14 protein-coding genes, 1 tRNA gene and 1 pseudogene are annotated in these 12898 nt (G+C 72.5%); 14 read left to right on the forward strand and 2 right to left on the reverse strand.

Translation table 11 applies throughout. The annotated features are described in order from the left end of the window. The 14 genes and pseudogenes from hisB to PSR1_RS16095 all read left to right on the forward strand — a co-directional run. On the forward strand, nt 1–606 hold a 606-nt coding region (gene hisB, locus PSR1_RS16035), incomplete at its 5' end, for an imidazoleglycerol-phosphate dehydratase HisB (protein WP_237758052.1). Next, nucleotides 603–1217 carry an imidazole glycerol phosphate synthase subunit HisH gene (gene hisH, locus PSR1_RS16040; protein WP_059438492.1) on the forward strand — a complete coding sequence of 205 codons (615 nt, stop codon included), beginning with the start codon at nt 603–605 and terminating at the stop codon, nt 1215–1217. The genes hisB and hisH, both read left to right, overlap by 4 nt. Before the next feature lie 9 nt (nt 1218–1226). Further along, nucleotides 1227–1943, forward strand: coding sequence for a 1-(5-phosphoribosyl)-5-[(5-phosphoribosylamino)methylideneamino]imidazole-4-carboxamide isomerase (gene hisA, locus PSR1_RS16045; protein WP_059438493.1), 717 nt, complete (start codon nt 1227–1229; stop codon nt 1941–1943). Nucleotides 1944–1961: 18 nt separating this feature from the next. Then, nucleotides 1962–2726 carry an imidazole glycerol phosphate synthase subunit HisF gene (hisF, locus tag PSR1_RS16050; protein ID WP_059438494.1) on the forward strand — a complete coding sequence of 255 codons (765 nt, stop codon included), beginning with the start codon at nt 1962–1964 and terminating at the stop codon, nt 2724–2726. 65 nt (nt 2727–2791) lie between these two features. Further along, nucleotides 2792–3031, forward strand: a pseudogene (locus PSR1_RS24295) (phosphoribosyl-AMP cyclohydrolase); the annotation flags it as partial. A gap of 32 nt (nt 3032–3063) precedes the next feature. Then, the gene (hisE, locus tag PSR1_RS24300; RefSeq protein WP_012524820.1) at nt 3064–3396 is read left to right on the forward strand and encodes a phosphoribosyl-ATP diphosphatase; all 333 of its coding nucleotides are present in this window, start codon (nt 3064–3066) and stop codon (nt 3394–3396) included. Nucleotides 3397–3523: 127 nt separating this feature from the next. After that, the gene (gene rpsU, locus PSR1_RS16060) at nt 3524–3718 is read left to right on the forward strand and encodes a 30S ribosomal protein S21 (RefSeq protein WP_012524821.1); all 195 of its coding nucleotides are present in this window, start codon (nt 3524–3526) and stop codon (nt 3716–3718) included. Nucleotides 3719–3730: 12 nt separating this feature from the next. Next, the gene (locus PSR1_RS16065) at nt 3731–4180 is read left to right on the forward strand and encodes a GatB/YqeY domain-containing protein (protein WP_059438495.1); all 450 of its coding nucleotides are present in this window, start codon (nt 3731–3733) and stop codon (nt 4178–4180) included. Between the two features lie 31 nt (nt 4181–4211). Beyond that, nucleotides 4212–6158, forward strand: a complete 1947-nt coding sequence (gene dnaG / locus PSR1_RS16070) for a DNA primase (RefSeq protein WP_059438496.1) — start codon at nt 4212–4214, stop codon at nt 6156–6158. Then, complete coding sequence (gene rpoD / locus PSR1_RS16075) at nt 6155–8554, forward strand: RNA polymerase sigma factor RpoD (protein WP_237758054.1); 2400 nt, start codon at nt 6155–6157, stop codon at nt 8552–8554. The genes dnaG and rpoD overlap by 4 nt, the downstream gene beginning before the upstream one ends. A gap of 53 nt (nt 8555–8607) precedes the next feature. Then, nucleotides 8608–8680: transfer RNA gene (locus PSR1_RS16080), tRNA-Ile, on the forward strand. A 36-nt stretch (nt 8681–8716) separates the two neighbouring features. Then, complete coding sequence (locus PSR1_RS16085; RefSeq protein ID WP_059438497.1) at nt 8717–9460, forward strand: zinc ribbon domain-containing protein; 744 nt, start codon at nt 8717–8719, stop codon at nt 9458–9460. A gap of 2 nt (nt 9461–9462) precedes the next feature. Continuing rightward, nucleotides 9463–10224, forward strand: a complete 762-nt coding sequence (locus PSR1_RS16090) for a ribonuclease HI family protein (protein WP_059438498.1) — start codon at nt 9463–9465, stop codon at nt 10222–10224. 343 nt (nt 10225–10567) lie between these two features. Further along, nucleotides 10568–11212, forward strand: coding sequence for a GPR1/FUN34/YaaH family transporter (locus PSR1_RS16095; protein ID WP_059438499.1), 645 nt, complete (start codon nt 10568–10570; stop codon nt 11210–11212). An 86-nt stretch (nt 11213–11298) separates the two neighbouring features. On the opposite strand, the gene def is transcribed toward PSR1_RS16095, so the two are convergent. Together def and PSR1_RS16105 are read right to left on the reverse strand one after the other, a co-directional pair. Continuing rightward, on the reverse strand, nt 11299–11856 hold the full coding sequence (gene def / locus PSR1_RS16100; RefSeq protein ID WP_059438500.1) for a peptide deformylase: 558 nt from the start codon (nt 11854–11856) through the stop codon (nt 11299–11301). A gap of 95 nt (nt 11857–11951) precedes the next feature. Further along, nucleotides 11952–12898 (reverse strand): DUF4388 domain-containing protein (locus PSR1_RS16105; RefSeq protein WP_152643367.1); only part of this gene is annotated, 947 nt, incomplete at its 5' end.

Raw genomic sequence — 12898 nt, forward strand, 5'->3', positions numbered from 1 at the left:
AAGGCCCCGCGGCCGGGCGCGGCCGCGCGGCGCGGCGCGGTGGCGCGGCGGACCAAGGAGACCGACGTCGCGGTGGAGCTGCGGCTCGCGCCGGGCGAGGCGTCGATCTCGACCGGGCTCCCGTTCTTCGACCACATGCTCGACCAGATCTCCCGCCACGGCGGGATGGCGCTCGCGGTCCGGGCCAAGGGCGACCTGCAGGTGGACGCGCACCACACCGTCGAGGACGTGGGCATCGGCCTGGGCGAGGCGCTGCGGCAGGCGCTCGAGGACAAGGCCGGGCTGGCGCGCTACGGGCACGCGGTGGTGCCGCTCGACGAGGCGCTGGTCGAGGCGGTGGTGGACCTCTCCGGCCGCCCGCACCTCACCTTCAACGCGAAGCTGCCGAGCGGCAAGAAGTTCATCGGCGGCTACGACGTGGACCTGACGCAGGACTTCCTGCAGGCGCTCGTGAACCACGCGCGCATCTGCGTGCACGTGAACGTCCGCTACGGCCGCAACCTGCACCACGTGGTGGAGGCGATCTTCAAGGCGACCGCGCGCGCGCTCCGCGCCGCGACCGCGCGCGAGGGGACCGCGCTCCCCAGCACCAAGGGCACCCTGTGAGCCGCCCGCCCGGCACCGTCGCGCTGGTGGACTACGGCGCCGGCAACCTGCGCTCGGTGGAGAACGCGCTGCGCGAGGTGGGCGCCGCGGTGGTGGTCACGCGCGATCCCGACGCGGTCCGCCGCGCCGACCGGGTGGTGGTGCCGGGGCAGGGCTCCATGCCGGCCTGCGCCGAGGCGATGCGCCGGAGCGGCGTGGCCGGCGCGCTGCTCGAGGCGGTCGAGCGCGGGGCGCCGGTGCTGGGCATCTGCGTGGGCCTGCAGATCCTGTTCGCCGAGGGCGAGGAGGGCGGCGGGGCCCGGGGGCTCGGCCTGGTGGACGGGCGCATCGCGCGCCTGCCCGGCGGCGTGAAGCTGCCGCACATCGGCTGGTCGAGGGTGCGGCTGGTGGCGCCCGGCTCGGCGCTGTTCGCGCCCATGGACGGCGCCTACGTCTACTACGCGCACTCCTACGCCGCGCCCGCCGACGCGCCCGGCGCGGCCCTGCTCACGCACCACGGCCGCGACTTCTGCGCGGCGCTGGAGCGCGGCAACCTGTTCGCGGTGCAGTTCCACCCCGAGAAGAGCCAGCGCGTGGGGCTGGCCCTGCTCGAGCGGTTCGTCTCCATCTAGGCGGGGGCCATGCTCGTCATCCCAGCGATCGATCTCATCGGCGGCGAGGTGGTCCGGCTGGAGAAGGGCGACTTCGCGAGGAAGACCGTGTACGCGCGCGACCCGGCGGAGAAGGCCGCCGAGCTGGTGCGCGACGGCGCGAGCCTCGTCCACGTGGTGGACCTCGACGGCGCGAAGGCCGGCTGGCCGGTGAACCTCGACGCGGTCCGCGCCATCTGCGCGGTGCCCGGGGCGGAGGTGGAGCTGGGCGGCGGGCTGCGCTCGCTGCCGGACATCGAGAAGGTGCTCGAGCTGGGCGTGCGCTACGTGGTGCTCGGCACCGCGGCGGTGGAGCGGCTCGACCTGGTCCGCCAGGCCTGCGCCCGCTTCCCCGGGCGCGTGCGCAGCGGCATCGACGCGCGCAACGGCGAGGTGAAGATCGCCGGCTGGCTGGAGGGCACCGGGCTCGGGGCCGCCGAGGTGGCGCGCCGGGTGAAGGAGGCCGGGGTCGGGCTGGTCGAGTACACCGACGTCGGCCGCGACGGCATGTTCACCGGGGTGGACGCCGAGGGCGCGGCGCGGCTGCAGGCCGAGGCCGGCGTGCCGGTGGTCGCCTCCGGCGGCGTGGCCAGCCTCGACGACGTGCGCGCCTGCCGGGCGGCCGGGCTGGCCGGCGTGATCGTGGGCAAGGCGCTGTACGAGGGCCGGATCGCGCTCGCCGACGCGGTGCGCGCCGCGGCGGAGTAGGAGAGGGAAGGGCACCGCATGCCGGCGAAGCGCATCATCCCCTGCCTCGACGTGAAGGCCGGGCGCGTGGTCAAGGGGATCAAGTTCCAGAACCTGCGCGACGCCGGCGATCCGGTGGAGGCGGCCGCGCGCTACGACGCGCAGGGCGCCGACGAGGTCACCTACCTCGACATCGCCGCGACGCAGGAGAACCGCGGCACGCTGCTCGACCTCGTCACCCGCACCGCCGCGCGCGTGTTCGCCCCGCTCACGGTGGGCGGCGGCGTGCGCAGCGAGGAGGACTTCGTGGCGCTGCTGCACGCGGGCGCCGACAAGGTCTCGGTGAACTCCTCGGCGGTGAAGGAGCCGGGCCTGGTGGACCGGCTCTCGCGCATCGCCGGCGCGCAGGCGCTGGTGGTGGCCATCGACGTGAAGCGCCGGCCCCGCGGCGCCGGGCGCCAGGAGTGGGAGGTCCACGTGGCGGGCGGGTCGAAGCCCACCGGCGTGGAGGGCATCGCCTGGGCGCGCGAGGTGGCGGCGCGCGGCGCGGGCGAGCTGCTCCTCACCTCGATGGACCGCGACGGCACGCAGGCCGGCTACGACCTCGAGCTGCTGGAGGAGGTCTGCTCGGCCGTGACCATCCCGGTGATCGCCTCGGGCGGCGTCGGCACGCTCGAGCACCTCGCCGAGGGGCTGGAGATCGCCGACGCGGCGCTGGCCGCGTCGATCTTCCACGACGGCAAGCACACCGTGCAGGAGGCGAAGGCCTTCCTGCTGGCGCGCGGGATCGAGGTGCGGCCGTGAGCCTCACCCGCTCGTTCGCCCGCCTGCTCGACCGGGTCTCGTTCGACGAGCGCGGCCTGGTCCCGGTGATCGCCCAGGAGGAGGACGGCACCGTCCTGATGCTGGCCTGGGCCAACCGCGAGGCGCTCGTCGCCACCGCCGAGGGCGGCCGCGCCACCTACTGGTCCCGCAGCCGGCGCGCGATCTGGCGCAAGGGCGACACGAGCGGCCACGTGCAGGAGATCCGCGCGATCGCGCTGGACTGCGACGGAGACGCCGTGCTCTACGTCGTGCGCCAGACCGGCCCGGCGTGTCACACCGGGACGCGCAGCTGCTTCTCGGAGAGAGAGGAGATCCCATGGCAGACGAACGCTTCCTCGCGAAGCTCTGGGCCACCATCGAGTCGCGCCGCGCAGACGCCGCGCCGGCCGAGAGCTACACCAAGAAGCTCCTCGCCGCGCCGGCCAGGATCCGCAGGAAGATCATCGAGGAAGCCTACGAGGTGAACGAGGCGCACCAGGCGCTCCTCGACGGCAAGGACACGAAGGACCACCTGGCGCACGAGGCGGCCGATCTGCTGTACCACCTGTACGTGCTGCTCGCGTCGGCCGACGTGACCCCGACCGAGGTCTACGGCGTGCTGGAGCGGCGGCACCTGCAGCCGCCGGCGCCCAAGACCGGAAACCCTTGACAGTCGCGGGGTTTTCCACTATTAGCCGCGATTCAGCCGCGTGGAGAGCCGGGCATCCGCGATGTCCGGCTCCTCATGTTTCAGGGCGAGCAAAAGCTCCTACCTCATCAGCGAGACCGAGGAACGAATGACCGGAGTGCGTGTCAAGGATGGCGAGTCCTTCGAGAACGCCATGAAGCGCTTCAAGAAGCAGTGCGAGAAGGCGGGCATCCTCTCGGAGATCCGCAAGCGCGAGCACTACGAGAAGCCCAGCGTGAAGCGCAAGAAGAAGGCCCTCGCCGCCAAGAAGCGCGCGCTCAAGAAGATGCGCAAGGGCTTCTAGCCGGGGCCGCTCATGGCGCTCAAGGAACGGCTCGACGCGGACCTCAAGTCCGCGATGCGCGAGAAGGACACGCTCAAGCTGAGCGTCGTCCGCATGCTGAAGAGCGCCGTGAAGTACCGCGAGATCGAGCTGATGAAGCCGCTCGACGACGCGGGCGTGCAGGGCGTGATCGCCTCCGAGATCAAGCGCCGGCGCGACTCGGTCGAGCAGTACCGGGCCGGGAACCGCCAGGACCTGGTCGACAAGGAGGAGGCGGAGATCCGCATCCTCCAGGCCTGGCTCCCCGCCCAGCTCTCCGAGGACGAGCTCCGCGCGAAGGTGGACGCGGCGATCCAGGCGACCGGGGCGAAGGGGCCGAAGGACATGGGTGCCGTCATGAAGGCGCTCCTGCCCGAGGTGCAGGGCCGGGCCGAGGGGAAGGCCGTCAGCGACATGGTGAAGGCGCGCCTCGCCGGAAAGTAGGCGGCGGTGAGGCGGCCGCGCCCGCCCGGCGGTGGCCGGGCGCCGTGCGTGCCGAGAGCGGCAGCGGAGGCGCAACCTGATCCCCGACGCGGTCATCGACCAGATCCGCGAGCGCGTCGACGTGGTGGCCGTGATCGGCCGCCACATGGAGCTGAAGCGATCGGGCAGGACGTGGAAGGGCAACTGCATCTTCCACGGGGAGCGGACGCCGAGCTTTCACGTCTACCCCGAGGACAAGCACTTCAAGTGCTACGGCTGCGGGGCGTACGGCGACGTCTTCACGTTCCTGCAGCGGCTCGAGGGGAAGGAGTTTCCCGAGGTGGTGAGGGCGCTCGCGCAGGAGGTCGGCGTCGAGATCCCGGAGGCGGCCGAGGAGGACTCGGCCGAGGCGAGGGCGAAGCGCAAGGAGCGCAACGAGATCCTCGCCGCGAGCGACGCCGCCGCGCGCTACTGGGCGGCGCGGCTCGCCAGCCGCTTCGGCGCGTCCGCGCGGGCGTACCTCGAGCGGCGCGGCGTCACGGAGGAGTCGGTCCGGCGCTTCCGGCTGGGGGTGGCGGCCGACGCGTGGAACGACCTGGCGCTGCGGCTGAAGGAGAAGGGCATCGGGGTCGCGGCGCTGCAGCGCGCCGGGCTGCTCATCGAGAGGGAGAGGGATGGCGGCGGCACCTACGACCGCTTCCGCAACCGCCTGATGTTTCCCATCGCCGCCATGGACGGGCAGGTGATCGGCTTCGGCGGGCGCGCGCTCGGCGACGAGCAGGGCGCGAAGTACATCAACACGCCCGAGACCCCGCTCTACAAGAAGTCCAAGGTGCTCTACGGCCTCGACCTCGCCCGCGAGACCATCCGCAAGACGCGCAGCGCGGTGCTGGTCGAGGGCTACTTCGACGTGATCGGCCTCCACCAGGTGGGCGTGACCGGCGCGGTGGCGGTGTGCGGCACCGCCCTCACCCCCGAGCACGTCGAGCTGCTCTCGCGGTGCGACTGCCGCGAGGTGACGGTGCTCTTCGACGGCGACGTGGCGGGCCTCGCCGCGCCGGCGAAGGCCGCGCAGGCGCTGTTCCCGGCCGGCATGGCCGGCAAGGTGGCGGTGCTCCCGTCCGACGCGGGCAAGACCGATCCCGACGAGTACGCCCGCGCGAACGGCCGCGCCGGGGTGGACGCGCTGCTGGCGGCCGCCGTCCCCCTCTCGGAGTTCCTGGTGGACCGGGCGGTCGAGCGGGCGTGCGGCGACCGGCCGCGCGAGGCCGCGCTCGAGCGGAAGCTCGCCGCCGTCCGCGAGCTCGAGGCGTTCGTGCGGATGATGCCGGACGGCCTCGCGCGTTCCGTCTTCGAGGACATGATCGCGCGCCGGCTCGACCTCGACCCGGGCGCGCTGAAGGCCGAGCTGTCGGCGGAGCGGCGGCGGCCGGGCGTCCCGGCCCCCGCCCAGGCCGGTCATCCGGAGCGGCCCGCCAGCGTCGCCCCATCCCGCCCCACCCCGTCCGCGGGGCCGGCGCGCGGCGGGCCGTCCGCCCACGGGCGGGTGCGCGTGCTGCTGCCGGGGCCGGCCGCGGATGCGCTGGCCCTGCTGGCCGCCTTCCCCGATCTGGGGGCGGTGGCGGACGAGGAGCGCCTGCCCCAGCTGTTGCCGCCGGGGCCGCTGGCGGACCTGGCCCGCGACCTGGTGCGCGGGCCGGTCGCGCTCGAGGACGCGCTGGCGCGCCTGTCCGCCGGGGCGGACGAGGCCACCATCCGGCGGTTCCGCACGCTGGTGGGGCCCGGCCGGCCGAGGCCGGAGGAGGCGGAGCGCGAGCTCCGGAAGGCGGCGGTCAAGGCGACGCTGGAGCGCCTCGACCAGGAGTACGGCGAGGCGCTGCGGCGGGTCACCAAGGCCGGCAGCGCCGCGGCCGACGGGCTGGACGTGACGGCCCAGCGGCTCATCAACCAGCGTCGCGACCTGCAGAGGCGCTTGCGTTCCCTGGAACGTCCCGGATGAAAGGCAAGCTCCGAAGCATTCTGGATACATTGGCCGGGCTCACCCGGCCGAAAAACGTTAGGAAAGAGCACCACCGGGCCGCCGAGCCGTCGAAGGAGCCGAAGCCGATGACCACGAAGGGCCACGCCGCGAAGAAGCACGTGAAGAAGGCAGCGCCGAAGCAGAAGGCGAAGGCCGGCGGCCGCAAGGAAGAGCGCCAGGCCAAGCCCGCGCCGAAGGCGCCCGCGCGCGCGGTGGCGAAGCCGCCGGTCAAGCGCGCCAAGGTGGAGCGCGAGAAGCCGGAGAAGGTCGAGAAGGCCGAGCGGCACGAGAAGGCCGGCGAGAAGCCCGAGAAGGCCCGCAAGAAGGCGCCCGAGGCCGTGGCCGCCGAGGCCGCCCGCCCGGCGGGCCGCCCCGGAAAGCACCGCCGCCCCACCGACGAGGCCGAGCCCGAGACCGAGCGCGCCGAGGCCGAGGAGGGCGACGACGACGACGACGAGCTCGACGAGCTCCCGCAGGACGACATGAGCGACATCACCGAGCGGTCCGAGGTGAAGGAGCTCATGGCGCGCGGGCGCGAGAAGGGCTTCCTCACCTACGACGAGGTGAACGACGCGCTGCCCTCGGACATCGGCTCGGACCAGATCGACGACGTCATGTCGATGTTCGGCGAGCACGACATCGAGGTGGTGGACGGCGCCGAGAAGAAGATGAAGCTCCCGGACAAGCCGCCCGAGCCCGAGGCCAAGGCGGAGTCCGAGGAGGAGAAGGAGGAGGAGGACGACGCCGGCTACGGCAAGTCCAACGACCCGGTGCGCATGTACCTGCGCAAGATGGGGTCGGTGTCCCTCCTCACGCGCGAGGGCGAGGTCGAGATCGCGAAGCGCATCGAGGAGGGCGAGAAGGAGATCCTCGCCGCGGTGCTCTCGTCCTCGATCGCGATCCGCGAGATCCTCGAGCTGGGCGAGCGGCTCCGCAAGGGCAAGATCCGCGTCCGCGAGATCATCAAGGACGCCGGCGACGAGCAGCAGGCCGAGCAGGAGGAGCCCGAGGAGGAGCTGGACGAGGCCGCCGAGGCGGCCGAGGCTCCGGAGGACGCCGAGGCCGCGGCCGGCGACGGCGCCGCCCCGGCCGAGGGCGCCGAGCCGGAGAAGCCGCGCATCCCGAAGGAGGAGGAGCGCAAGGTCGAGCACGTGCTGAAGCACATCGACCGGATCCGCAAGCTCGAGCGCGACGTCGCCAAGGTCCGCGAGACGCTCCAGGGCGGCAAGAAGCTCTCCGAGGTGAAGCGCAAGGAGCTGAAGGGCGAGATCCGCGCCATCGAGGCGGAGATGATGGAGAACCTCGAGGCGATCCAGCTCAACAAGAAGCAGATCGACCGGATCGTCCTGCGCCTGAAGAGCTTCATCAAGCGCGTGGAGGAGGCCGAGCGCGAGTTCTTCGACTGCGAGCGCCGCACCGGCGTGCCGGTGAAGGACCTGCGCCGGCTGCTCCGCGAGACGCGCGAGGACGAGGTCGAGCGGAAGAAGCTCGCCAAGAAGCTCCGCTGCGCGCTGGACGAGGTGGAGGAGCTGGACCGCACGCTGCGCTCGGCCGGCCGCAAGATCCTGCGCGTGCAGGAGGAGGCGGAGGTGCCGGTGGACGAGCTGCGCCGGACCTACCGGATGATCGGCGACGGCGAGCGGAAGGCGGAGCGCGCCAAGACCGAGCTGGTCGAGGCGAACCTGCGCCTGGTGGTCTCGATCGCGAAGAAGTACACGAACCGCGGCCTGCAGTTCCTCGACCTGATCCAGGAGGGGAACATCGGCCTGATGAAGGCGGTCGACAAGTTCGAGTACAAGCGCGGCTACAAGTTCTCGACCTACGCCACCTGGTGGATCCGGCAGGCGATCACCCGCGCCATCGCGGACCAGGCGCGGACCATCCGCATCCCGGTCCACATGATCGAGACGATCAACAAGCTCATCCGCACCAGCCGCTACCTGGTGCAGGAGCTGGGGCGCGAGCCGACGCCGGAGGAGATCGCCGAGAAGATGGAGCTCCCGCTCGACAAGGTCCGCAAGGTCCTCAAGATCGCGAAGGAGCCCATCTCGCTCGAGACGCCCATCGGCGAGGAGGAGGACAGCCACCTCGGTGACTTCATCGAGGACAAGTCGCTGGTCTCCCCGTCGGACGCGGTCATCAACATGAACCTGGCCGAGCAGACCAGGAAGGTGCTCGCCACGCTGACCCCGCGCGAGGAGAAGGTGCTCCGGATGCGGTTCGGCATCGGCGAGAAGAGCGATCACACGCTCGAGGAGGTCGGCCAGGATTTCGAGGTGACGCGCGAGCGCATCCGCCAGATCGAGGCGAAGGCGCTGCGGAAGCTGCGCCACCCGTCGCGGTCGAAGCGGCTCAAGAGCTTCGTGGAGAGCTGATCGACCCCGTCTCGGGCGACGCGAATATGATAGAGGGTGCCTGCCGGGGCCTCGGGCCCATAGCTCAACGGTCAGAGCGCTCGGCTCATAACCGATGCGATCCAGGTTCGAATCCTGGTGGGCCCACTCGTCGCAACCAGCAGGGAGAACGGGAGAACGGCATTGTCGTCGCTGCGTGAGAAGCTGAAGACGCTGGAGGAGTTGCAGCAGATCGACCTCGACTCGAACGAGGTCCGGGCTGAGCTGGAGACCCTCCCGGCGAAGCGCGCCGAGATCGACCAGCGGGTGGCCGAGGCCCGGCGGGCCTACGACGAGGAGAAGGCCCGGGTCGAGGGGAACGAGCGCGAGCGGCGCCAGCTCGAGTCGCTCCTCGCCATGGAGCGCGACAAGGTCAAGAAGTGGGAGGGCCGCCTCGGCGAGATCCGGACGCCCCGCGAGTACGCCGCGCTCTCCCGCGAGATCGACATCGCCAAGAAGACGAACGACGGCCAGTCCGAGCAGATCAAGGCGCTGGTCGCGAGCGCCGGCGAGCTCCAGAAGACCCTCGAGGCCAGGGCCGACGCGCTGGCCGAGCGCGAGGAGGCGAACGAGGCCGAGCTGAAGGCGCTCGGGGAGCGGCAGGCCGCCGCCCAGCAGCGCCTGGCGGAGCTCGAGGCGCGGCGCGCCGAGGCGGTGAAGAGCGTGGACCCCGGGCTGCTCTCGAAGTACGAGAACATCAAGCGGCGCCGGGCCGGCGTGGCCGTCGCGCAGGTGATCGGCATGACCTGCGACGGCTGCCACCGGCACATCCCGCCCCAGCTCGCCATCACCCTGCAGCGGGCGAACTCGATCGAGACCTGCCCGAACTGCCACCGCATCATCTACGCGGCCGAGGCGGTCAACCCGCCCGCGCCGCCGCCGGCCTAGCCGTGGCCAAGGCCGTCCTCGCGGAGCTGCTCCGCTTCATCGCCGCCACCGAGGAGCTCCCGCGGACGCGCGCCCGCTACCCGGGCTACGACCGCGACACGCTCGGGCGGCTCATCGCCGCCGCCGCCGACCGGGTGGAGGAGGCGGAGAAGGCGCGCGAGCCGGCCCCGGGCGCGGGCTCGAAGGGCATCAAGGTCCGCAAGGTGTCCGACGTCGAGAAGGCGGCGCAGCGCGCGGCCGCCGAGCTCGACGAGGCGATGGATCTCTCCAAGGCGGAGCGCGACCGGCGCAAGAAGGAGCGCGCCGAGCGCGAGGCGGCCGAGCGCGCCGCCGCCGACGCCGCGGCCGCCGCCGAGGCGGCCAGGTGCACCCGCCTGTTCACCGACGGCGCGGCGCGCGGCAACCCCGGCCCGGCCGGCGCCGGCGCGGTCATCGTGAACGCCGACGGCCACATCGTGGCGAAGATCGGCAAGTTCCTGGGCGACTCCACCAACAACGTCGCCGAGTACATGGGGCTCATCCTCGGCCTGAAGCGCGCCAAGGCCATGGGCATCAAGGAGCTGGAGGTGCTGTCCGACTCCGAGCTCATGGTGAAGCAGCTCGCCGGCGACTACGCGGTGAAGGCGGATCACCTCCGCCCGCTCCACGACGAGGCGCGCGCGCTCATCGCCGGCTTCGAGTGGATCCAGGTCCGGCACGTGCCGCGCGAGGAGAACGCGCTCGCGGACGCGATGTCGAACCGCGCCATCGACGAGCGGCTGTAGCGCCGTCGCGCGCCCGCCGCCGCGGCGCCGCCGCGCGCGCGGGCGCCGCGCCCAGTTCACCCACCGTTCACGTTCCCGCCCCGCGGCGCCGCCCGCGGCGCGCGGTCGCGCGCGCACCCCCGATCGCGCCCCGGGCGCACCGGCTGCGCGAAAGCCGCGCCGCGCCCGGGCGCGTCCGCAGCCCGTGCGCGCATCCGCTGCGCTGCGGCGGGACGTCGACCGCAGCCTTCCATTTCATTTGACGCGCGTCAGGCAAATTGCGCAGAAAAGTGCGTCCGACGTTCAAACCATTGCGCAATACATGCTATGGGCTCCGGACCCACCCGATCCCGGAGGCGACGGAATGAAGGACGTGCAGACGGCGAAGGCGATCCCGCAGATCCCCAGCATCGATCTCGGCCAGGCGGCGGCGCTGGCGGAGACGGTCATCAAGGACACCACCGCGAACCCCGCGCCGCTGGGGCTGATGGGCTTCGGCCTCACCACCGTGCTGCTCAACCTGCACAACGCCGGCCTCATCGGCATCGGCAGCATGATCCTGGCGATGGGCCTGTTCTACGGCGGCCTGGCCCAGATCATCGCGGGCGTGATGGAGTGGAAGAAGAAGAACACCTTCGGCACGGTGGCGTTCACGTCCTACGGGTTCTTCTGGATCTCGCTGGTGGCGCTCATCATCATGCCGCGCTTCGGCATCGCCGACGCCTCGGACAAGAACGCCATGGCCGCCTACCTGTTCATCTGGGGCCTGTTCTCGATCGTGCTCTTCATCGCGACGCTGAAGATGAACCGCACCATCATGCTGGTGTTCTTCGCGCTGGTGGTGCTGTTCATCCTGCTCGGCCTCGGCGACGCGACCGGCAACACCACCATCACCCGCATCGCCGGCTACGAGGGCATCCTCTGCGGCCTGGGCGCCATCTACCTGGGCGCGGCGCAGATCCTGAACGAGGTCTACGGGCGCAAGGTGCTGCCCATCGGCGAGCTGTAGCCCCGTCCGGCCCCCGAGACGCGAAGACGGCAGGTCCCGCGCGCGGGGCCTGCCGTCCTCGTCTCCGGCGCCGGGCGCCGGTCGCGCTACAGCGCGGACTCGTGCCGGGCCGCGGTCTTCACCTCGGCGGCGGGCTCGGCGGCGCGCTGCGCCTTCAGCTTCTTCATCCGCTTGCGGATGAGCTCGCGCTTCAGGCTGGAGAGGTGGTCCACGAACACGGTGCCGTTCAGGTGGTCGGTCTCGTGCTGCAGCGCCACCGCGAGCAGCCCCTCCGCCTCCAGCTCGAACGGCTTGCCCTGGCGGTCGAGCGCCCGGACCCAGACGCGCGCGAAGCGGTCCACGTCCTCCGCCTCGCCGGGGATCGACAGGCAGCCCTCGGTGTAGGTGAGCTCGCCCTCGCCGCGGACGATCTCCGGGTTCACCAGGTGGATGAGCGTCTGCCCCTCCTGGCGGGGGGACGTGTCGATCACGATGAGGCGCTTCTTCACCGCGATCTGGGGGGCGGCGAGGCCGACGCCGTCCGCGGCGTACATGGTCTCGGCCATGTCGTCGAGCAGGCGGCGGATGCCGTCGTCCACCCGGTCCACGGGCTGGGCGACTTCCTTCAGGATGGGATCGGGCCAGATGACGATTTCACGAACCATTCGAGCACCTTCTACCGGATCCCACATCTAACGGGGAAGGGGCCGCCGCGCATCCCCGCGGAATCGGGGCCCCCGGAGGCGCTCACCCGCCCGCGTCAGCGCGCGTCGCCGAGCCCGCGCAGGTACTCCTGGCGCAGCCGGTCGTCCGCCAGCACGTCCCGGGCGTCGAGCACCACCTGCTGGATCTCCTGCAGCGCCTCGGTGAGCGCGGGGTCGCGCAGCGCCGCGAAGCGGTCCGGGTGCAGCTCGGCGGCGAGCCGGTCCGCCGCCTCCCGCACCTCGTGCGGCGTGCAGAGCCGGCCCACGCCCAGCACGGTGAAGTAGTCGGCGCGCCGGACCTGGTCGAGCTTCTCCCGGACCCGGGCCAGGTCGATGGCGTCGGAGGCCGGCACCGGCCGGCCGGTCTGGAGCAGGCGGACCGAGAGCGCGCCCACCGCGACCAGGGCCGCGAGCACCTGGCGGGTGGACAGGCCGTCGAGCGGGCTCTCCTGCACGATCTCGTCGAGCGTGCGCAGGCCGTCGGCGAGCGCCACCACCCGGCGCTCCTCGGGCGAGAGCCCGAGCTCCGCCTCGTCCGGCGCGCCCTCGGCCGGCGCGAGCAGCGTGCCCGGCCCGCCCAGGAGCGCCTCCACCTCGGCGGCGCGCCAGCGGCGGCGCACGCCCTCCACCGCGAGCGCCAGCGGGCCGCGCTCCAGCGCGGTGCGCTCGTCCGCCGGGACGGCCTGCGCCACCCAGCGGAAGCGGGCGGCGCCGTCGGCGAACACGCCCGAGACCACCTCCTCGGTGCGGCGCCGGGCGAGGCCGGTGAGCTCGGTCGGCTTCAGGAAGCCGCGCTCGAGCAGCAGGAGCGCGGCGCGCCGGGTGGGCAGCGCCGCGGCCGCGCCCGCCACCTGCCGGTGCTGGTCGCGGGTGACGAGGCCGAAGCGGAGCGCCAGCTCCTCGACCCGCTCCGCGGGATCCGCGCTGGAGGCGCCCACCACGCGGCCGTCCTCGAACCAGAGCGAGCGCGCCAGCTCGCCCTGGAAGTCGAGCGGCCGGCGAG

Origin of the sequence: Anaeromyxobacter sp. PSR-1 (genome assembly GCF_000964525.1) — a bacterium.
Classification (GTDB): domain Bacteria; phylum Myxococcota; class Myxococcia; order Myxococcales; family Anaeromyxobacteraceae; genus Anaeromyxobacter.